Raw genomic sequence first — 20,855 nt, forward strand, 5'->3', positions numbered from 1 at the left:
GCAATCCCTGACTTGAAGGCGTTTGTGCCATGCGAAAACTGTATGCCACCGAACAGCCCCGCCGAAGGCAGGCCAAACCGTTTTGGGATTCTCAAACCCTTTTGGAAAAGGGTTTATGCCCCCGGAGGGCCGCCGGAGGCACCCACCTGCTGCCCGCCGCAGACAGCCGTTTACCCGCAGGTGCGGTTCTCCTGTCCCTGCTTTTGCCGTTCACCTGCCGGATTTAAACCGTTCACCTAATATCGATCGCGAGTTGGAAAAAAGTTCATATAGATATATGCTCACCATGACGCCCTCCGGCGTCGAGCACAGGGGGATTGCGGTCCGTCCGGCGGGCCAGCTTTTCATAACGGCAAGACTTGAGGAGACAGTATGAGCGAAGAAAGCAAGATTGAAAGTATGATGAAAGAGGGCCAACTCTTCCAGCCGCCCAAGAACGACAATGCCTACATTCGCAGCATGGACGAGTTTGAGACGCTCGCCAAACGTGCTGATGAAGACCCGGAAGGCTTTTGGGCAGAGCGTGCGGAAGAGCTGGTGGACTGGTTCAAGCCGTGGGACACCGTTCTTGATTACGATTTCCACAAGCCGGAGATCAACTGGTTCAAGGGCGGCAAGCTGAATGTCTCCTACAACTGCCTGGACAAGCATCTGGAAAACGGCCGCCGGAACAAGGCCGCCATCATCTGGCAGGGGGAGCCGGATGAGGAAGTGAAGGTCTACACCTACCAGATGCTGTACACCGAGGTCTGCAAGTTTGCCAACGCACTGAAGAAAATGGGCGTCAAAAAGGGCGACCGCGTGGCCCTGTACCTGCCCATGGTGCCGGAACTGGCCATTGCCATGCTTGCCTGCGCCCGCATCGGGGCCATGCACTCCGTGGTCTTTGCCGGATTCTCCGCCCTTTCGCTCCAGTCGCGCATTCAGGACTGCGAAGCCAAGGTGCTGGTCACTGCCGACGCGGTCATCCGCGCGGGCAAGACCATTCCGCTCAAGCCCAATGCCGACGACGCCCTGAGCGGCTGTCCCACCGTCGAACAGGCCGTCATCGTCAAGCGCGCCGGGAACGACGTGGAGATGGTCGAAGGTCGCGACCGCTGGTGGCACGACGTCATGGCCGAGGACGACATCCGCGGCGACTGCCCGCCCGAGGAGATGGATGCCGAGGACATCCTCTTCATCCTTTATACCTCCGGCTCCACCGGCAAGCCCAAGGGCGTTGTCCACACTACCGGCGGCTACCTGACGTATGTCGCGCATACACTGCAGTGGGTCTTCGACCTGCAGGAAGACGATGTTTACTGGTGCACGGCGGACATCGGCTGGATCACCGGTCACTCCTACATTCTTTACGGACCGCTCTGCCTTGGTGCCACCTCGCTCATGTTCGAGGGCGTGCCCAGCTATCCCAAGCCGGACCGCTTCTGGCAGATCGTGGAAAAGTTCAAGGTCAACCTGTTCTACACCGCACCTACCGTCATCCGCGCCTTATGCGCGAAGGCGAGTCGTGGACCCAGAACTATGATCTCTCCACGCTGCGAATCCTCGGGTCCGTCGGCGAGCCCATCAACCCCGAGGCGTGGAAGTGGTATCAGGAGCATATCGGCGCGGGCAAGCTGCCCATCGTCGACACGTGGTGGCAGACGGAAACCGGCGGGTTCCTCATCTCCCCGCTGCCGTATGCCACTCCGCTCAAGCCCGGCTCCGCGACCCGGCCCCTGCCCGGCGTTTCCGCAAAGATCGTCCGTGCCGACGGTTCTCCGGCTGACCCGGATGAAGGCGGCCACCTCGTGGTGGACAAGCCGTGGCCCGGCATGCTGCGCGGCGTGTTCGGCGACCCCGAGCGCTTCAAGAAGACCTACTTCGAGCGCTTCCCCGGCATGTACGAGTCCGGCGACGGTGCGCGCTGCGATGCTGACGGCTACATGTGGATCATGGGCCGCCTTGACGACGTCATCAACGTCTCCGGCCACCGCCTCGGCACCGCCGAGATCGAGTCCGCCCTTGTGGCGCACTCTTCCGTGTCCGAAGCCGCTGTTGTCGGCATGCCGCATCAGGTCAAGGGCCAGTCCATCTATGCCTACGTGACCCTCAAGGCGGACGAGGAAGAGTCCGATGAAATCCGCGCGGAGCTCAAGAAGTGGGTTCGCTCGGAGATCGGTCCCATCGCCACGCCCGAGGTCATCCAGTTTGCCGACGGCCTGCCCAAGACCCGTTCGGGCAAGATCATGCGCCGCGTGCTCCGAAAGATTGCCGCCGGTCAGGACGACTTCGGCGACACCTCCACGCTGGCCGATCCCGGTGTCATCACCGACCTCATCGAAGGCAAGGAAGACCTGCTCGGCTCCTAGCCCGTTGAATCAAGTCATTGCCGAAAAAAAGGCCCGCCAAATGGCGGGCCTTTTCAGTTGTATGCGAAACAAGCGTGCTAGTCGTACTGGACTGCGCTGAACTTCATCAGGGATTCCCAGTCGTGGATGGCTTCGACGTAGCGGATGGTGCCGGTCTTGCCGCGCATGACGAGGGAGGACGTTTCCGCACCGTGGCCGGTGTACTTGACGCCCTTCAGGAAAGTGCCGCCGGAGATGCCGGTGGCGGCGAAGAAGAGGTCGTCCGCAGCCACGAGGTCCGCGACCTTGTAGACGCGGCGCAGGTCCATGCCCGCTTCGGCCAGTGCGTTCTTTTCGTCCTGACGCTGGGGGTCCAGCTTGCAGAACATCTCGCCGCCCATGATGCGGATGGCGATGGCGGAGAGCACGCCTTCGGGGGTGCCGCCGGTGCCCATCATGACGTCCACTTCGCTGCGCGGGTCGATTGCCATGAGGGAGCCGGTGATGTCGCCGTCGGTGTGAAGCTGGATGCGGGCACCGGCTTCGCGGATTTCGCTGATGAGCTTCTTGTGGCGCGGCTTGTCCAGCACGAAGACCACGAGGTCATCCACGTCCTTGTCCAGCGCCTTGGCGATGTACTTGAGGTTGTGCTGGGTCGGGGCCTCGATGTCCACCACGTTCTTGGCGGCGGAGGGCACGACCAGCTTCTGCATGTAGTAACTCGGGCCCGGATCGAACATGGTCCCGGCGGGGGCCACGCCCACCACGGAGATGGCGTTGGGACGGCCAAAGGCGAGCAGGTTGGTGCCTTCGAGCGGGTCCACGGCGATGTCCACCTTGGTGTCGCCGCCACGGCCGAGCTTTTCGCCGTTGAAAAGCATTGGGGCGTCGTCCTTCTCGCCTTCGCCGATCATCACCGTGCCTTCAATGTCCATGGAATTGAAACACAGGCGCATGGCGTCCACGGCAGCCTTGTCGGCGGCGTCCTTGTCGCCGCGTCCGAGCCAGCGGGCGCAGGCGAGCGCCGCGGCTTCCGTCACGCGGACAAGGTCCATGGCAAGGTTTTTCTGTGGGGCTTCCATTGTGATCTCCTAGAATTTTTCCTTGATGATCCGAGCAAAATTCTCGGGGGTGAACCCGTATTTTTCCGAAAGCAGCTTGCCGGGCGCGGACTGGCCGAAGTGGTCGAGTCCGAGCACCACGCCGTTGCAGCCGACATACTTGTACCACGTTTCCGGGCGGCCTGCTTCCGCAGCGGCGCGGGCGGTCACCTCAGGCGGCAATACTTCGGTTTTATACGATTCGGGCTGTTCGTCAAACAGTTTGAAGCTCGGCATGCTGACCACGCGGACCTTCTTGTCCAGCAGCTTGGCAGTATCCAGCGCCAGGGCCACTTCGGAACCGGAGGCGAGGATGATCAGTTCGGGAGTGCCTTCGCAGTCCTTGATGATGTAGCCGCCGCGCTCGGCGCCGTCGGTGACGGCCGGGTATTCGGCCGGGTCGAGCACGGGCAGCCCCTGACGGGTCAGGAACAGGCAGGAGGGGTGCTTCTGCTGCTTGAGGGCGATCTTCAGGCACAGGGCGGTCTCGTTGGCGTCGCAGGGACGCAGGTCGATGAGGTCCGGGATGAGCCTGAGGGACGCGATGTGCTCGATGGGCTGGTGCGTGGGACCGTCTTCGCCGACCCAGAAGGAATCGTGGGTGAAGACGTAGAAGACCGGGAGTTCCTGCAGCGCGGACATGCGGATGGCGTTGCGGCAGTAGTCCGAGAAGGTCAGGAAGGTCGCGCCGAACGGGATGATGCCGCCGTGCAGGGCGATGCCGTTCATGATGGCGGCCATGGGGAATTCGCGCACGCCCACGGCGAGGTTGCGGCCTTCGTAGCCTTCCACGCCGAAGTTGCCAACGGTCTCGCGGAAGGTTCCGGTCTGGTTGGAGGGGTCGAGGTCCGCGGAACCGCCCATGAGGTTGGGCAGCTGTTTCATCAGTTCGTTCAGACACGCGCCCCACGCCTTGCGGGTGGCCACGGTCTCGCCCGGCTCGAAGCTCGGGGTGTCCACCGCGAGGGCGGCGCGGTCGGTATTGATCTGTTCCCAGAGCGCCTTGAAGTCGGCGTTGGAAGCGAGCTTGCTTTCAAGGTTGGCCTTCCACTCGGCCACTTTGGCGCGCATGGCGTCGTGGCGGGCGCGGAAGTGGTTCACCACGTCCTCGGGGACGTGGAACGCCTCTTCGGGCAGGCCGAGCTTTTCCTTGGTGGCCTTGATCTCGTCGGCCTTCATGGGCGCGCCGTGGGTGTTGTGGTCGCCTTCCACGTTGGCCGCGCCTTTGGCCATGACCGTGTTGCAGACGATGAGCGTCGGCTTCTCGGTCTCAAGCTGGGCGTTGGCGATGGCCTTGCGAATCTGCTCGTGATCGTGGCCGTCCACTTCGAGCACCTGCCAGCACATGCCTTCGAAAACTTTCTTGTAATCGGTGCAGTCTGCGCGGTTGGTGGGACCGGCGAGCTGAATCTTGTTGGAGTCGTAGAAGACGATCAGGCGTCCGAGCTTCCAGAGACCGGCGAGGGAGGCCGCGCCGAGGGCGATGGGCTCCTGCAGGTCGCCGTCCGAGCTCAGGGTATAGGTGTAGTGGTCGACCACGTCGTTGCCGAGCTTGCTGCGCAGGAACGCTTCAGCAACGGCAAAGCCGACAGACATGCCGAAGCCCTGTCCGAGCGGGCCGGTGGTGGCCTCGACGCCGGGCGTCAGGTGACACTCGGGATGGCCCGGGGTCAGGCTGTCCATCTGGCGGAAAGATTTGAGGTCGTCCATGCCCACGAATCCGGCGAGATGCAGCAGACTGTAGAGCAGCATGGATTCGTGCCCGGCAGAGAGGATGAAGCGGTCGCGGTTGAACCACTTGGCGTCGTCCGGGTCGTAGTTGAGGGTGTCGGAGTAGAGCAGCGTGGCGAAGTCCGAGGAGGACATGGCCCCGCCGGGATGGCCGGAGTTGGCCTTGGCCACGCCGTCCATGATCAGTCCTTTGACCACGGAGACGGTTTTCTGGTCCATTTTGGTATCGATAGTCATGTCGGGTTCCTTGCGGGGCTACTTTTCGATGCTGTCGATCAGGTCGACGCGGCGTTTGTGACGATCACCCTCGAATTCGGTTTCGAGGAACACTTTCAGAATGTCCGTGGCCAGCCCCACGCCGGTGACGCGCTCGCCCATACACAGGACGTTGGCGTTGTTGTGGGCCCGACCCATGCGGGCATGAAATTCATTGGTGCACAGCGCGGCGCGGATGCCGGAGAAGCGGTTGGCGGTCATGGCCATGCCCTGCCCGCTGCCGCAGACAAGCACGCCGAGCGTGCCTTCTTCCCTGACGGATTTGACCACTTTGGCCGCGAATACCGGGTAATCGCAGCTCTCGGGGCTGTGCGGCCCCTCGTCCTTCACGGTGTATCCCCAGCCTTCGAGGGTGTCGATGAGGGTCTGCTTCAGGTTGAAGCCGCCGTGGTCCGAACCGATGACGATCGTCTTGCTCATGATGGTTGTCCTATTGTTCCAGCTCTTCCCTGAGCGCGTCGATCTCTTCCTTGAGGAAGGCGATCTGCTTCAGGCAGAGCTCTTTTTCCTGTTTCTTGCCCCGCGGCGCTTCCGCGATGCGACCGAGGTGGACATATTCTTCTTTGAGCTGTTTTTCAAGTCGGCTGATTTCGAACCGGCGCGAGGCTCCGCCGAGCAGTTTCTTCGCCTCCCTCCACCATGTTGAAAGGCCCAGTTTCACGGTTTCCCCGAGGGTCTGCGGTCCGTTGGCTTCGGTGTGGTGATCGCTCATGTCCTTGCTCCTTCCCGGCTCCTTTCCCGGCATTGAATAATGTATATGCGGTCATCCGGACCTGGGAAACGCGCAGACGGCGCGGATCACGGTCTTGTCCGGAAGGTCCAGTTCAAGGGATTTCTCGGTCCAGGGCTCGACTGTAAGGTCTCGGTTGCGGATTCGCAAGACACCGCGACCGCCGGTATCGAATGTGAAAACGATGCGCTCCGGCTCAGGGCCGTCGTCATAGCCGTCGATGTCCGCCTTCCACTTGATGGTCCGGTCGCCGCGCCGCACCTCGCCTTCCAGCTTGAGCGGCCTGCCGAGGGAGTCGGTCTGCAAAAGGGCAACCGGGCCTTCGGGGAAGGTATACGTCGGCCGATCCTTTTGAATCATGCCGATGGCGTAACGATCAGGCACAATGGTCTCGAAGCAGCCGCCAGCCAGCATGGCGAGATCGCGCAGGGAAAACGGCAGCGGCAGGCCAAGCGCCATGGATGCAACCACGGGGTCCTGACACCAGTAGGCGGTCTCGCGATCCGGGTAGTAGGCGGTCAGGCCGGAGTGGTCCTCACGCATCAGGGCCACGGTCTTGCCGAACCCGGCAGAGGCGTTCATGCGCAGCGGCCTGTTCAGCTCGCCCCAAAGCTCCACGGTCAGGCGGCCGCTCTGCTTTTCAGGCACCTCGCGGGAAAAGAGAAACGAGGCCTTGGCAGTGATGCCCGTTGCGGGCAACGGCTTGAGGTACTGTCCGGAAAACGCCTCCCACGCGTTGTCCACGTCCGCCGGAGGCAGCGGGACAGGCTTGGCGCAGGCCGCCAGCAGAAGCGTGGCGGCCAGAAGCAGCGGAAGGCGCAGACGGATCATTGCAGCCCCTTGAGCTTGGCGTTGATGGCGTCGGGATCGTTGTGGTGGTACTTGAGCGCGTTGCCGTATCCCTTGCGGGCCTCGGCGGTCTTGCCCAGCGCACGGGCAATGTCGCCGTAGTGCTCCCAAAGGATCGGCTCTTCGGCCATCTGGGAGACGGCCTCGCGGATGTACTTCCAGGCCTTGTCGAAGTTGCCGAGCTTGTACTGCACCCAGGCCACCGAGTCGGCGATGAAGGCGTTCTGCGGGTCCAGTCGATAGGCGGCGGTGACGAGCACCAGCGCGCGCTCAAGGTCCCGGCCTTCCTCGGCCAGCGTGTAGCCCACGAAATTCAGTGCATCGGAGTTATCAGGATGCGCGGCCAGCATGGTCTCCATGAAGTCCAGCGCATCGTCGCGGCGGCCCATGTTCTCCAGCAGCGCGCCCTTCTCGTACATCAGTTCCGGGTCTTCGGGGCGATGCTCAAGCCCCTCTTCAAGCACTTCGAGGGCACCTTCCATGCGGTCGGTGTCCACGAGAATGGCGGCCTCGAGCAGATAGAATTCGTTCTTGTCCGGGAACAGTTCGCGGCCTTCACGGGTGAGCTGCAGGGCCTCGTCCGAGCGGTCGATGGAGTGCAGCAGGCGGCCGCGGAACTCCAGCGCGCGGGAGTAGAACGGATGGTCCTTGCCGATGGTGGCGAGATACTCGGCGGCCTTGGCCGCGTCGTTTTCTCCTTCCCATGCGATGACGGCCTTGTAGAACCAGTACTCACCGGGCGGGTTGCCGCCGGAGGCCAGCGCGTCCAGCACGGTGGAGGCCTGCGCCTGAAATCCTTCGTTCAGGAAGAGCGAGGCCGCATCGAGCAGGAAGGCCTTGCTGCCCGGCCCGTCAAGAGCCAGCCGCATGGCTTCGTCCACGTTGTTCAGCTTGAGATTGAGCAGAATCACCCGCAGCCGGACCTCGTTTCGGACGTCGCCCATCTCGAGGATGCGGCGGTAGGTCTTCTCGGCCTCGGTGTAGTCGCCCACGGTTTCATAGAGGTAGGCCAGCTCGGCCAAGGCCTCGAAATACTGGGGGTCCTCTTTCAGGGCGTTCTTCAGGTGGCCGATGGCCTTCTGGGTCTGGCCGAGGCGGGATTCTGCCGCGGCAAACAGGAACAGCACTTCCGGAGTGCGGCTCTCTTTGGAAAGCTTGTTGAGCTGATCCAGCGCCTCTGCGGGCTTGCGGGTGTCGAGATAGGCCTGCGCCAGCTTGATGCGCACCTCATACTCGCCGGGATGCGCCGCCACATAGCGCTCCAGCAGGCCGAGGCCTTTTTCGGCCTTGCCTTCCTGAATCCACGAATTGGCGAGGTAGATGGTCAAAAGACTGTTTTCCGGGTAGCGCTCCAGCCCTTCGTTGAGAATGTCGCGCGCACGGGCTCCGGAGTTGCCGTCGTTCCAGTAGAGGCTGGCCAGCTCAAGGTAGAGCTGAGGCTCGGGGCTGGCATCGATGACCTTGCGCAGCGTATCGGCAGCCTTGTCGCGCAGGGAGCGCAGCGCTTTCTCGCGGTCCGCGTCCGAGGCCGGGCCAAGGCGGTTCATGCGGGAAAGATAGTCCTGATAGAGCAGATAGTTGTAGGTGATCTGCGCCTCGTTGCCGCGCGGTGTGGCAGCGGCCGGGTCACCGGTGGCGACCGGTGCGGTCATCGGTGCGCAGGCGGCCGCCAGCAGCAGGAGCGCCAGCAGGCACGGGCGTAGGGCGTGGGTGAGCTTCATCAGGTCTCCGTTTCTTTCAGGCTATGCTTCTTCCTCGATCCAGTCGCGCGAGAAGCCTTTGACGCTCTCGCTCATGTGATCGCGAATCTTCTTGAGCAGGCGCGCTTCGATCTGGCGGACGCGCTCTCGGGTGACGCCGAACTGCTCGCCGACCTCCCGGAGCGTCACCGGGTTTTCCGAGAGCAGCCGCTCGTTGAGAATGACGATCTCCTTCTCGTTGAGCTCCGGCTCAATGGCCCGGATGTTCTGCAGCAGCAGATCGGTAATCTCGTCGTTGGCCAGCTTTTCCTCCACGCCCGGATCAAGGGCGGGCAGAAAGTCCATGCGGGTGGCGTCGGACTCCTCGCCCACCGGGGCGTTCAGCGACATGTCGTTGCGCGAGAGCCGCTGATCCATCTCCTCGATGTCTGCCCGGGTCACGTCCAGCCGCTCGGAGAGCAGCTCCGTGGTGGGATCGAACCCGAGGGTCTGGAGGCGCTGGCGTTCCTTGTTCAGATTGTAGAACAGCTTGCGCTGGGTCTGGGTGGTGCCCACCTTGACCATGCGCCAGTTGTCCATGATGTACTTGAGAATGTAGGCCTTGATCCAGAACGCGGCGTAATAGGAGAACTTGATGCCCTTCTCCGGGTCGAACTTCTGCACGGCCTTCATCAGGCCCACGTTGCCCTCCTGCACGAGGTCGAGGGCGTTCTGCATCCAGCGGCGCTGAAAGTCCATGGCGATCTTCACCACAAGGCGCAGATGCGAGGACACCAGCCGGAAGGCCGCGTCCTGATCGTTTTCATCGCGCACACGGCGGGCCAGCTCAAGCTCCTCTTCGGGCTTGAGCATGGGAAAGCGCGATATCTCCTTGAGATACATCTGCAGCGGATCGCGGACCGAGACTTCCGACTTCTTCTCGTGGAACGTGGCCGGAAGACTCATGCTCTTGGGCACGGGCAGGGTTTCGCCTGACGCTTCCGCGTCAATGGCGACGTCCTCCTCGTCCGAGATCAGGATATCGGGGTCGACGGTATTCTTGTCGGGTGCCATGCGTGTCTTCTGGAAATATGTTGTGACGGGCGGCTTGCGCCGTCCGGGCGATGTTTCTGCTTGTAAAACGTAAGCGTATATTTTTTATTTGCCCTTTTCAATGCTTTTCGGCAGAGCTCCGCATGGACACTCGCTGCCGGGGCTTGATTTTTCTCATCTCCCGGACTATATCAAAGAATCTTGATATTGAAATAAACAACCCCTGACCGGGCAGACGTTACGGAGAGAGTCGTGGCTGATTTCAGAAAAGCGCTTGCGGATGACAAGATTTATTTCTTTGACGGCGGATACGGAACCCTGCTGCAGAGCCGGGGACTGCCCGCCGGACTGTCGCCCGAGCTGTGGGGCATGCAGGCCCCGGACGTGATCGCCTCGGCCTACCGCGACTACGTGGAGGCCGGAGCCGACCTCATCACCACCAACACCTTCGGCGGCTCGGCCCCCAAGCTGCACGGCGAAGCAGACGTGTTCGAGCTGAACCGCACCATGGTGGAGCTTGCGCGCAAGGTCGCTGACGGACGCGCCTTCGTGGCCGGGTCCGTCGGCCCCACCGGCAAGTTCGTGGAGCCGCTCGGCCCGCTCACCTTCCGCGAGCTGGTGGCAATTTTCAAAGAGCAGATCAAAGGCATCGTGGCTGGCGGCGCCGACCTCATCCTCGGCGAAACCCACTTCGACCTCGCCGAGATCAAGGCGCTGGTCATTGCCGCGCGCGAAGTCTGCGACCTGCCCGTTGCCACCTCCATGACCTTCGAGGGCGGGGCCTGCCTGACCGGCACCAGCCCGCAAACTTACGTGGACACCATGCAGAACCTCGGCGTGGAGCTCATCGGAACGAACTGTTCAGCCGGTCCCGAGCAGATGTACGACACGCTTGAAAGCTGGCTGCCGCGCCTTGAGACCCCGACCTTTGCCGAGGCCAACGCAGGTCTGCCCGAGCTTGACGAGGACGGCAACACTGTGTTTCGCCTCGCGCCCGAGGCGTTCGCGGAACAGGCCGTGCGCTTTCTCGACGTGGGGGCCAAGATCGTGGGCGGCTGCTGCGGCACCACGCCGGACCACATACGCGCCCTGCGCGCCAAGGCTGAAGGACGCACGTGGAGCCTGCCCGAAAAGACGGACCACGCCTGCACCGTCGTCACCTCCCGCGCCGTGTCGGTGCCCTTCGGCTTCGAGCATCGCGGCGTCATCATCGGCGAACGCATCAACCCCACGGGCAAGAAGCAGTTGACCGAAGAGCTTCAGGACGGGACCTTCACCGAAGCGCTGCGCTTCGCCGGGGAACAGCTTGAACAGGGCGCTCCGGTGCTGGACGTCAACGTGGGCGCGCCCATGGTGGACGAGAAGACCCTGCTTCCCGCGCTGGTCAAGGACCTTGTTTCCCGCCACCAGTGCCCGCTCTCCATCGACTCCAACGACTCCGACGCCGTGGAAAACGCGCTCTGGAACTACCCCGGCTCCCCGCTGGTCAACTCCATCTCCGGTGAACCCGGAAAAATGGAGCGCCTCGGCCCGATCTGCAGGAAATTCGGCGCACCGTTCATCCTGCTGCCGCTTGAAGGCAAGAAGCTCCCGGTCACGGCCCCGGAGCGCATCGCCGTGCTGGAAAAGCTGCTTGCCGAGGCCGATGCGCTGGGCATCCCGCGCCGCCTGATCGTGGTGGACGCCCTCGCCCTGACCGTCTCATCCAAGCCGGAAGCCGCCCGAGCCAGCCTCGAATTCATCCGCCACTGCAAGGAGGAGCTGGGGCTTGCCACCACCATCGGCCTGTCCAATATCTCCTTCGGCCTGCCTGCGCGCGAACTGCTCAACTCCAACTTCCTCGCGCTGGCCATGGGCGCAGGCCTGACCTCGTTCATTTCCAACCCCAACTCCGCACGGCTGCAGGAGACCCTGCACAGCGTGGAGGTGCTGCTCAATCGCGACCAGCAGGCCGAAAAATACATCTCGGCCTACTCCGACTGGCAGCCCGGAACGCCCGGAAGCGCCGCGCCATCCGGCTCCAAGGGGTCCGCGCCATCGAGCACCGAAGGGAAAGACCCGGTCTTCACGGCCGTGGTCACCGGCGACAAGGACGCCATCGTCGGGCTGGTGGAGGAAAAACTCTCGTCCGGCCTCAGGGCCATGGACGTGGTCAACGATCTGCTCATCCCGGGCATCATGGACGTGGGCGTGAAATATGAGCGCAAGGAATATTTCCTGCCGCAACTCCTGCGCTCTGCCGAAGCCATGAAAACCGCCTTCGGCAGGCTGGAGCCGCTGCTCAAGGAGGAATCCGACGGCGGAGCCAAGCCCGTAGTGATCATGGCCACGGTGGAAGGCGACATCCACGACATCGGCAAGAACATCGTCTGCCTGATGCTCGGCAACCACGGCTTCGAGGTGGTTGACCTCGGCAAGGACGTGCCTGCCGACCGCATCGTGGCCGCAGCCCGCGAGCACAAGGCCAGCATCATCGGCCTCTCGGCGCTCATGACCACCACCATGGTCCGCATGGAGGACACGGTGAAGCTGGTGCGCGAGCAGGGTCTCGAGGCCAAAGTCATCATCGGCGGCGCGGTCGTGACCGAGAAATTCTGCAACGCCATCGGCGCTGACGGCTGGAGCACGGACGCTCTCGACGCGGTCAAACTGGCCCAGTCGCTGGTCCAATAACGCAAGAGGCGTTGTTCGGCTTTGACTCCGGGGAGAACCCTGCTATCATGGCGCGATGAAAACACGACTTCATCGCGTCATCTCCCTGCTGTCGCTGCTGGCGCTCATGCTGACCTCCGGCTGTCTGGCCGGAGCAGCGGAATACCCCGAGCTCGACGCTGCCCAGTTGCAGCAAAAGCTTGCGGAGAGCAAAGGCAAGCCCGTGTACGTGGTCTACTGGGCCACGTGGTGCCCGGCCTGCATGAAGGAAATTCCCGCGCTCGAGGAATACAAGGCCGCCATGGGCGAAGACGTCCGCGTGCTGGCCGTGTCGGTCAACGACTCCGAGGAAGCCCTCAAGCGGTTCTTCGGCGGCCAGTCCCGCCTCGACGTCTACAGGGCAACCGAAGGGCTTGTCAGGGCCCGCGGCATCGGCCCCATCCCCAGAACCGACATTTACGCCCCGGACGGCACGCCGGTGTATACCGTTGAGGGATACACCCCCATGCTGTTCGACATCCTCGGCCGCAGCGTCACCCACCCCGACGAGTTCACCGAGGAACAGCATCAGGCCATGCAGAAACGCTTCCCCGCACGCTAACTCCGAGTACGCTCATGCTGATTCGCAAGGCGAAGATCGCCGACATCAAGACCATCCACACCCTGCTCATGCGGCAGGAAGACCATGAATCCCTCGTGCTGCCCCGCTCTTTCAGCCAGCTCTACAGCCACTTGCGCGATTTTTTCGTTGCCGAGCAGGACGGAAAGATTTACGGCTGCGTCGCGCTCTCCATAACGTGGGCCGATCTGGCGGAGGTCCGTTCGCTGGTGGTCAGCAAGGACTGCCGGGGCGGCGGCATCGGCCGAAAGCTGGTTGACGCGGCTTTGAGCGAGGCCGTGACGCTTGGCATCTACTCCATTTTCACCCTTACCGAAGTGCCGGGATTCTTTGAGAAGATGGGCTTCAAACGGGCGGCCATGGACACGCTGAACCAGAAGATATGGGCCGATTGCCTCAACTGCCCGCGCTTCCCGGAGCTGTGCAACGAGGTAGCCATGACCATCGAACTCTAAACCATAAAAATCCGGAACTATGCCATGGGCCATAAACTGACACCGTTCATCACCGGCGAGACCATCAGGGAACGCATGGACGACCTCGGCCGAGAGATCGTCGAGAGCTACGAGGAAAACACCGACCCCCTCGTCTGCGTCTGCGTGCTCAAGGGCGCCTTTCTGTTCTTTTCCGACCTCATCCGCAGGATAGACCGCCCCATGGAGGTGGATTTCGTCCGGCTGGCGAGCTACGGTTCGGCCACGTCGCGCAGTGAGGACGTCATTTTCTCCAAGGACCTCGAAATACCCATCGAGGGCAAGGACGTGCTCATCATCGAGGACATCGTGGACACCGGCCACTCCATGGACTTTCTGATTCACGTGCTCAAGAGAAGAAATCCCAAGAGTTTGAAAATTTGTGCACTTATTGATAAGCATGAACGACGCGAGACCGGCGTCCAAGTGGACTTTTCCGGATTCAACCTTTCCGAAGGGTTCATTGTGGGCTATGGTCTGGACTACGCAGAACGGTACCGCGAACTCGACGGCATCTACGAACTTTCGACCGACGTCGGAGAGTAACCCGAACCCCCAGAGGTGCGCGCCATGATCGTTACGTGCCCGAATTGCCAGACAAAATACAACCTCCCCGAAGACCGGATCCCCGCTGGCGGGACCAAGGTCAAGTGTTCGCGCTGCAGCCATGTCTTCAAGGCTGACCCGCCTGCGCCCGAGGACGAGGTGGAGAACCTGCTCGAAGAGGAGCAGGCCGCCCCGAAGGAATCCGCCCAGCAGCCCGCCGACGATCCCGACAAGGCCTTTGACGAAGCCTTTGACGAGATGGCCGGAGGCGAAGAGCCCGAAGAACACGGCGGCGACACCTTTGCCGACGACGACATGCCCGAGGGCGACTTCGACAGCCTCTTCGACGAACCTTCGGGCGATGACAAGGCTGACGACGGGTCCGGCGCTGGTGACGGCGAAGACCTCGACGACCTGTTCGGCGATGCCGAGCCTGACCCTGCAGCCGAGCCGCAACCTGCGGCCGATACCGCCGCAGGGGACGAACTCGGCGACCTGTTCGGCGACGATGACGACGCTCCGGCGGCCGCACCAGAGGATGACACTTCCGATGTGGACGACCTGTTCGGCGATGACGACAAGGCTGCGGAAGGCGACCAGCTCGAAGGCGGTCTTTTCGACGACGCCGACGACACCGAGGAAGACCTCTTTGCCGAAGCCGACGACGAGGAAGACGCCGAGGAAGCTGACGAAGATTTTGATACCGACTTCGACCTCGACGACGAGGAAGATGCCAAGAGCGGCAAGGGCAAGTGGATCGCCCTGATCGTCATCCTGCTGCTTGTGGCCGCAATCGGCGCGGGCTGGTACTTCAAGGCCTGGAAGTTCTTCGGCATCAATCCCGCCGAGACCTTCAAGGACGTGCCGGTTGTCGGCTCCCTGTTCGGCGACGCGGAAAGCGACGAGCCGCTTTCACAGGAAGACAAAATCCGCAACATCGAGCTCAAGAACGTCCGCCAGTACTACGTGCAGAACGAAAAGGCCGGACTGGTCTTCGTGGTTCAGGGACAGGCGATCAACGCCTTTGACGCCCCGAGGGAGCGCATTGAAGTGGAGGTATTCCTCTACGACGCGAACGGCAACGTGCTCACGTCCCAGCGCGTGATGTGCGGCAACCAGCTCTCCATGTTCCAGCTCCGCGTACAGTCGCAGCAGGAAATCGAAGAGGGCCTGTCCTCCGAGGTCGGCATCCTCTCCAACAACACCTTCCTGCGGCCCGGCGCATCCACCCCGTTCATGGCAGCCATATTCAACGCGCCCGTGGACAAGGTGAAGGAGTTCGGCGTCAAGGTCGTGGACGTCCAGAAGCCGGAATAGTTTTCGGCCACCATACAAAAAACAACCCCCGCAGCTTCGGCAGCGGGGGTTTTTCTATTTGAGATGGCAACGTGGATCAGGAATCCGCGCCCTGCTCCCTGCGGTCAAGGCCGAGCATGGCGATAAGTGCGTCCCACGCCATCTGCGGCGTGATCTCTGTCATGCACTTGTGATGCTTTTCCGGGCAGGTTTCATGGCCGTGCAGCCCGCAGGGGCGACACTCCAACTCGCTCTCCAGCACAACGGAATGATCGCCGCGCGGGAAGAATCCGAGCTTGCGCACTGTGGGGCCGAACATGGCCAGCGTGGGCGTCTTCTGCATCCAGGCAAGGTGCATGGGGCCGGAGTCGTTGGTCACGTAGGCGTCGAGTCGGCCGATGACCGCCGCGAGCTCGGGCAGCTTGAGCTTGCCGCCCATGTCCGTGATCCTCAGGGAATGCACGCCTCGCCCGGCGAGCTGGCGCACCTTGGCGGAAGCCTCTTCCTCGCCCGGCCCGGCAAATATCATCACCCCGCATCCGGCACTGGCCGCGGCACGGGCGATGACCGCGTAATACTCTATGGGCCAGCACTTGGTGGGCCATGTGGAGCCGGGATGCAGCCCGACTATGGGCACATCCTTTGGCTGCATGGCCAGCACCGCTTCGGCAACGCCTTTCGCCAGCTCCGGCAGCACGACCTTCGGCTCGGGCGCGGGCGGCTCGATGCCGAGCGGCAGCAGCAACTGATGCAGCCGCTCGATCTCCTCCAGCTCATCAAAGCGTCGATCCACCACCTTGTGGTAGGCCAGCCGGTTGTACCACGGCGATTTGTAGCCGATGCGCTTCTTGATGCCCGTTGCCCGGGCCACCGCTGCGCTGCGGAAGCTGGCGTGGGTGGATATCCAGAGGTCCAGCCCCATCTTCCTGATCTGCTTGCCGTACCGGCGCGCATCACCGAGGGTCTTCTGCTCGCCGCGCTTGTCGAACTCATGCACTTCGGCGATTTCCGGCTGCGCGGAAAACAGCTCGCCAAAGCCTTTGCGCACGAAAAAGTGGATTTCCGCTTCGGGATAACGCTCTTTCAGCGCGGTGATGAGTGGAAGGGTGAGGACCGCGTCGCCGAGAAAGGCGGTCTGCCAGACGCCGATTTTCTTGAATTCGCTCATAACGCCTTGGGTGTACCCTGCCTTGGTGTATACGGCAAGGCAGCGGGGTTATTCTTTTCCGATGATGGCGGCGGAGACCGTGCGGCAGGTCGTCCGGTCCACGGCAAAGCGCCTGTCCCCGAGCAGCTCCACCGGCATCATACCGCCGAGGGTGTTCAGGCTGTAACAGGCGTCGAAATCGCGCAGGTCGAGGGAGACGAACTCGGGCCGGATGTCGATGATCCCGCCCGCCACGGCCAGCGCGGTGGACGGCAGCCGTCCCGGTCCGCCGGGCGTGACAAACTGCTCCCCGCGCCGAAACACCAACGCGGCGAAGCAGGTCTCCAGAACCTCATCGTTGGGCGTCACCAGCACCGCGTCGTGAAAGCCGCTGTCCATGGCCGAACGGTGTGCCGCGAGGTGAAAGAAATAGTTCATGCTCTTGTGCCCGGCCATGGGGTTGACCACCGGGTCCGGATGCACGCGCAGACGAAGCGGCCCCTCGGGACGCTCGAACGGCGCGGCCAGAATCACCGGCTCGGCCCGGCCATGCTCCACGGGGCAGAAGACATTCACCCGCGCCTCGCGACCCTCAAGGCCGTTTCGCAGTGCCGCCTCGGTGCAAACGGCATGGATGTCGGGCAGTTCGCAGGCGACATCAAAGGCCCGCAGGCTGTTTTGCAGCCGCTCCTCGTGCAACCCGGCGTGCATGATGCGTTCGCCGTTGTAAAGAAGGGTCTCGAAAAAGCCCACGCCGAACTTGAAGGCCTCGCCCGTGGGGTCCATAGGAACCGGCCCGTCATGCCAGCCGCCGTCGCGATAGTGAATCATGCCCGGAGTCCTAGAACGGGAAGACGTTGTAGACGGTTCCGGTCCACGCCCCAAGCGCGGCAAAGAACCCGCCGGAAAGGAAGTCACCCAGAATCATGCCTATGAACAGGAACCGCAATCTGTTGTAGAGCGCGGTGCCGCCGTAGTGCAGGCAGAGGTGATTGCAGGCCCAGCCAAGAAAAATGCTGAACCAGAGAATCTTCAGCGTGGCCGAATAGCACACGAGGTAACCGATGGGGTGCAGCGGCCACCACGGAAAACGGTAATAGCAGAAAATGAGCAGGCCCATGACTACGGCCCCGACCCCGGAGAAGAAAATCATCCACTGGTTCGGTCCTGTGGGCACGTCCACGAGCCGCTGGGCGTTCTGGTAGTTGGCGATGACGGTCTGGGTGGCCCAGTCCAGCTTGAGTTCGCGCAGGCCGTATTTATGACAAAGCACCAACATGACCGCGAACCCGGCAATCACGGCCAACGCCAGCGACAGCCCCACGGCAAGGGGAACCATGCGGCGGCGCACCGACTGCTCGCCGATCTTGCTGGAGTGGAACAGGGTCGGCATGACCGAGTCCTTGACGTCGAGGAAAAGCACTTTCTGCATCACTGCCGTGGCTGCTATGCCTGCGGAACCGAGGAAACCGGAGCCGAACAGCCCGGTCAGTCCGTCCGAGGGGGCGGCGGTCAGGGTATAGAACGGCAGGCCGCCCTGACACACGGCGCGGGCCGAGACCAGCATGACCATGAAGAACGCGCCCGGAAGCAGAATGGCCGCGAGCGGCGGCAGGCCGAAGTACCAGCACCAGAAGGCCAGAAACACACCGCCCCCAAGCGCGCCCCAGAGCGGCCAAATGGGCGGGGTCCATTCATCCGGCAAGGCTCCGGAGGCTTCGTGCTGCTCGAGAAACGGTTTGCACACGGGCCGGATGCTGCATATCCAGACTTCCTTGAGATGGTGCCGGGCCAGCCAGACGAGAAAGATGAAAAAGATGCCATAGGCCCCGATGGTCTGGGCGGCCTCGGGCCGTGCGAGGTCCGGGCCGAAGGTGGTGCCAAGCGCAGCCTCGGGGAGTTGCCAACCCATGACGTACAGCAGGCCGAAGAGCAGCCCGGCCAGAATGTAGAATCCCCACAGACTGAAGCTGATCTGCCTCGTGGTCAGAAAGGCGAAGCCGATGAACGCGGGCACAATGGCCATCTTGAGCTTGTGAAAGCCCGAGAAGAGGCCGAACTTGGGGAAGTATTTTCCCGCAAGAATGAGCGTGGGGAACTCCGGCACGCTCGGGTAGTATTTGGCCATGCCGTTGAAGAGATGCAGGCAGATGGCGAACCCGAGGCCCCAAAGCAGGTAGCGGTTGCTCCAGAACCCTTGGCAGCCGCCCTCATCCAGCGCCTTGCCCATGAGTTGCGGGGTACGCAGCAGCGGGAAGGTCACACGCTCGTTGACCACCCACTGGCGGCCGAACAGGCGCATCAGGCAGAGCATGACGAAGTAGGAGGCGAGGATGAATACGCTCCAGACCGCCAGCACCGGCAGCCAGCCAGCCCACGGGATGGAGGCCACGATGCCGGAGAGGCCCAGATCGCGGGCGTCGGGCAGTCCGTTGTAGAGCAGTTTCACGGTCCCGGCATCCGAGGGGTACCACGACTCCGGCAGAATGGGCCGCAGGGTCTCGGCCCAGCGGTAGCCCTCTGCCGCGAACCGCTCGGGGGCGGTCACGTTCAGGAAAAATGTCTCGGCCAGCCCGCCGTAGGAGATGGCCGCAAAGAGCGCGCTCATGGCCCAGACCGTGAGAATTTCGCTGCCGCGCAGCCACGGTTCCCGGCCCGTCAGCCTCGCCTGCACCGCGCAAATGACGAAAAGCCACGCCGCGATGAAGAACGGAGCCAGCGGGAAGGAGCCGGAGCCGATGGGCGTATTGCCGAGCACGGCGCTGTTGTACGGAGTGATGACGCTGAGCAGCAGCCCGATCAGAAGCCCCGTGACGATGGCCCGCAAGCGAATGGTCCGGCTCATGCCCGATCCTCCTTGAACGCCTTGTTCATGAGCGTCTCGTCGATGTGTGTCTTCAGGTCGCCCGCGTAGGATTCCACGGCTTCGTCGTCAAGGGAGCGCCACGCCAGAAGCTGCTTGCGCAGGTCGTTGATGAAGGTGCGGTTCAGGTTCTGCCACGCCTTGGCCTCCCCGGCCTCGCGGGTGATGGTCACGCGCACCTGCCTGAACCCCTTGTAGACGTCGGAGGGACAGAAGATCAGGTGTACCTTCTGGCGCACGCCGAAGTCGAACGGCGCGAGCCACGCGCGCAGGTTCATGTCGAAACAGAAATCGTCACGGTCAAGCTGGTCCCCGGTCAGGCCCGCAAGAATGGAGTCGTCACGGAACATGGACTGGTCACGGTCCACGAAGGTGCACTCCACGCTCTCGGTGCTGAACGCGCCGTGGGAGACATCCTCGTGCGCAAGGTAGTATTCGCGCAGGAACCCGCCCGCGCTGAACTGCTCGTGCAGCTTGATGAGGAACGGCAGCACCACGGTCAGGGTGTCGCCCTTGGGCTCCGGCATGGTCCACGAACGGTTCACGTCCGGGATGGCGATGCGCGCCGCGACCTTGGCCGGATAGATGGACGAAACGAGGGCCACGGCGATGACCAGCAGCATGGCCGCCACGCCCGCCGTGGACGAATAGTTGGCGGTCATGCCCGCCCAGAGCGGGGTCCCCGCAAGGAACGCGGCCGCGCCCTGCGCCAGCAGGTAGCCGAACACCACGGAGATGACCGCAAACGCCAGCGACTCGGCGATGAACAGGAAGGCAACGTGCGGCGGGGCCAGACCGATGGAGGTATAGACCGCGATCTCGCCTTTTCGCTCGTACACGCTGCCGATCATGGTGTTGAGCACGATGAGGATGGAGATGAGCACCGGGATGAGGATGTTGGCAACCCCGCCGTAGCTCACCGCGTCCGCGGTGTAGAAAAGCGACGTGCCGTCAGGCCCGCCCCTGAAGAGCATCATGCCGAAGCGGTCGCCCAGTTCGCCGCCGGGCATGTCCGGCGTGAGCGGCTTGACCGCGATGCCCTTGAGCTTGCCCGCGCCGCCGCCCAGCGAGAGCAGCGCCTCGGACGGGATGATGATGGTCTCGTAGCCGGGGATGTGCCGGTAGCGGGACTCGTAGGAGACGACCTCCTCGCCTTCATCGATGGCCTCGGCCTCAACGTCGGAGAGTCGCGCCGCAGCCTCGTTGGGATAGACAATGGGCGTAATCGGCTCGCCGTCGAGGTCGGGGTGGTCGCGCAGGCCGGTGTCCGAGAAGACGCCCGTGACCTTCAGGCGGTAACCCCAGACGATGACCTCGTTACGCTGCGGATCTTCCGGGTCCACGCCAAGCTCGTCGGCAATGCGTTCCGGAAGCAGCACAACCCCTGTCTCGCCCTCGCGGAACCAGCGGCCCTTGACCAGAATCCTGTCCAGCCCGGTGACCTCGGGTTCCAGATGCGACAGGCCGACCACGCCGCGGGCGGGCGCGTCATCGCCGCCGCGGGTGACGGG

At 62.9% G+C, this 20,855-nt stretch carries 16 protein-coding genes and 1 pseudogene; 6 read left to right on the plus strand and 11 right to left on the minus strand.

What is annotated here, in order from left to right; genetic code table 11:
* Positions 1 to 372 precede the first annotated feature (372 nt).
* A pseudogene (gene acs / locus JCM12178_RS12610) lies at positions 373 to 2,351 on the plus strand (acetate--CoA ligase).
* A gap of 77 nt (positions 2,352 to 2,428) precedes the next feature.
* On the opposite strand, the gene glpX reads toward acs, so the two are convergent.
* The 7 genes from glpX to JCM12178_RS12645 are packed head-to-tail and all read right to left on the minus strand — an operon-like array spanning position 2,429 to position 9,769.
* Entirely contained in the window at positions 2,429 to 3,412 is a 984-nt protein-coding gene (gene glpX, locus JCM12178_RS12615; RefSeq protein WP_054651865.1) for a class II fructose-bisphosphatase, read from the minus strand.
* A 9-nt stretch (positions 3,413 to 3,421) separates the two neighbouring features.
* The gene (tkt, locus tag JCM12178_RS12620; RefSeq protein ID WP_054651866.1) at positions 3,422 to 5,398 is read right to left on the minus strand and encodes a transketolase; all 1,977 of its coding nucleotides are present in this window, start codon (positions 5,396 to 5,398) and stop codon (positions 3,422 to 3,424) included.
* 18 nt (positions 5,399 to 5,416) lie between these two features.
* A complete protein-coding gene (rpiB, locus tag JCM12178_RS12625) occupies positions 5,417 to 5,857 on the minus strand; it encodes a ribose 5-phosphate isomerase B (protein ID WP_054651867.1) in 441 nt (146 codons plus the stop codon).
* Between the two features lie 10 nt (positions 5,858 to 5,867).
* A complete protein-coding gene (locus JCM12178_RS12630) occupies positions 5,868 to 6,149 on the minus strand; it encodes a DUF5320 domain-containing protein (RefSeq protein ID WP_054651868.1) in 282 nt (93 codons plus the stop codon).
* Positions 6,150 to 6,200: 51 nt separating this feature from the next.
* A complete protein-coding gene (locus JCM12178_RS12635; protein WP_054651869.1) occupies positions 6,201 to 6,998 on the minus strand; it encodes a hypothetical protein in 798 nt (265 codons plus the stop codon).
* Positions 6,995 to 8,737: a tetratricopeptide repeat protein gene (locus tag JCM12178_RS12640; RefSeq protein WP_054651870.1), complete on the minus strand. Its 1,743-nt coding sequence runs from the start codon at positions 8,735 to 8,737 to the stop codon at positions 6,995 to 6,997. Before JCM12178_RS12640 ends, JCM12178_RS12635 begins: the two co-directional genes overlap by 4 nt.
* A gap of 21 nt (positions 8,738 to 8,758) precedes the next feature.
* Complete coding sequence (locus tag JCM12178_RS12645; protein WP_054651871.1) at positions 8,759 to 9,769, minus strand: sigma-70 family RNA polymerase sigma factor; 1,011 nt, start codon at positions 9,767 to 9,769, stop codon at positions 8,759 to 8,761.
* A 231-nt stretch (positions 9,770 to 10,000) separates the two neighbouring features.
* Between JCM12178_RS12645 and JCM12178_RS12650 the strand changes: the two genes are divergently transcribed.
* Genes JCM12178_RS12650 through JCM12178_RS12670 form a run of 5 tightly spaced genes read left to right on the plus strand, consistent with a single transcriptional unit; the run spans position 10,001 to position 15,355 of the window.
* Positions 10,001 to 12,421: a homocysteine S-methyltransferase family protein gene (locus JCM12178_RS12650; RefSeq protein ID WP_054651872.1), complete on the plus strand. Its 2,421-nt coding sequence runs from the start codon at positions 10,001 to 10,003 to the stop codon at positions 12,419 to 12,421.
* A 55-nt stretch (positions 12,422 to 12,476) separates the two neighbouring features.
* Positions 12,477 to 13,001 (plus strand): TlpA family protein disulfide reductase, encoded by a 525-nt coding sequence (locus JCM12178_RS12655; RefSeq protein WP_054651873.1) that lies wholly within the window; start codon positions 12,477 to 12,479, stop codon positions 12,999 to 13,001.
* A gap of 14 nt (positions 13,002 to 13,015) precedes the next feature.
* Entirely contained in the window at positions 13,016 to 13,474 is a 459-nt protein-coding gene (locus JCM12178_RS12660; RefSeq protein ID WP_054651874.1) for an N-acetyltransferase, read from the plus strand.
* 24 nt (positions 13,475 to 13,498) lie between these two features.
* Entirely contained in the window at positions 13,499 to 14,038 is a 540-nt protein-coding gene (gene hpt / locus JCM12178_RS12665) for a hypoxanthine phosphoribosyltransferase (RefSeq protein ID WP_054651875.1), read from the plus strand.
* A gap of 24 nt (positions 14,039 to 14,062) precedes the next feature.
* Positions 14,063 to 15,355, plus strand: coding sequence for a DUF3426 domain-containing protein (locus tag JCM12178_RS12670; protein ID WP_054651876.1), 1,293 nt, complete (start codon positions 14,063 to 14,065; stop codon positions 15,353 to 15,355).
* 76 nt (positions 15,356 to 15,431) lie between these two features.
* On the opposite strand, the gene JCM12178_RS12675 is transcribed toward JCM12178_RS12670, so the two are convergent.
* The 4 genes from JCM12178_RS12675 to JCM12178_RS12690 form a co-directional block, all read right to left on the minus strand.
* Entirely contained in the window at positions 15,432 to 16,502 is a 1,071-nt protein-coding gene (locus tag JCM12178_RS12675) for a glycosyltransferase family 9 protein (protein WP_054651877.1), read from the minus strand.
* A 48-nt stretch (positions 16,503 to 16,550) separates the two neighbouring features.
* Positions 16,551 to 17,312 carry an aminotransferase class IV gene (locus tag JCM12178_RS12680; protein WP_054651878.1) on the minus strand — a complete coding sequence of 254 codons (762 nt, stop codon included), beginning with the start codon at positions 17,310 to 17,312 and terminating at the stop codon, positions 16,551 to 16,553.
* A gap of 10 nt (positions 17,313 to 17,322) precedes the next feature.
* Positions 17,323 to 19,326, minus strand: a complete 2,004-nt coding sequence (locus JCM12178_RS12685) for a DUF6785 family protein (protein WP_054651879.1) — start codon at positions 19,324 to 19,326, stop codon at positions 17,323 to 17,325.
* Positions 19,323 to 20,855: ABC transporter permease (locus tag JCM12178_RS12690; RefSeq protein ID WP_157054910.1), on the minus strand; the 1,533-nt coding region annotated here is incomplete at its 5' end. The genes JCM12178_RS12690 and JCM12178_RS12685, both read right to left, overlap by 4 nt.

Origin of the sequence: Salidesulfovibrio brasiliensis JCM 12178 (genome assembly GCF_001311825.1) — a bacterium.
Taxonomy (GTDB): Bacteria; Desulfobacterota; Desulfovibrionia; order Desulfovibrionales; family Desulfovibrionaceae; genus Pseudodesulfovibrio; species Pseudodesulfovibrio brasiliensis.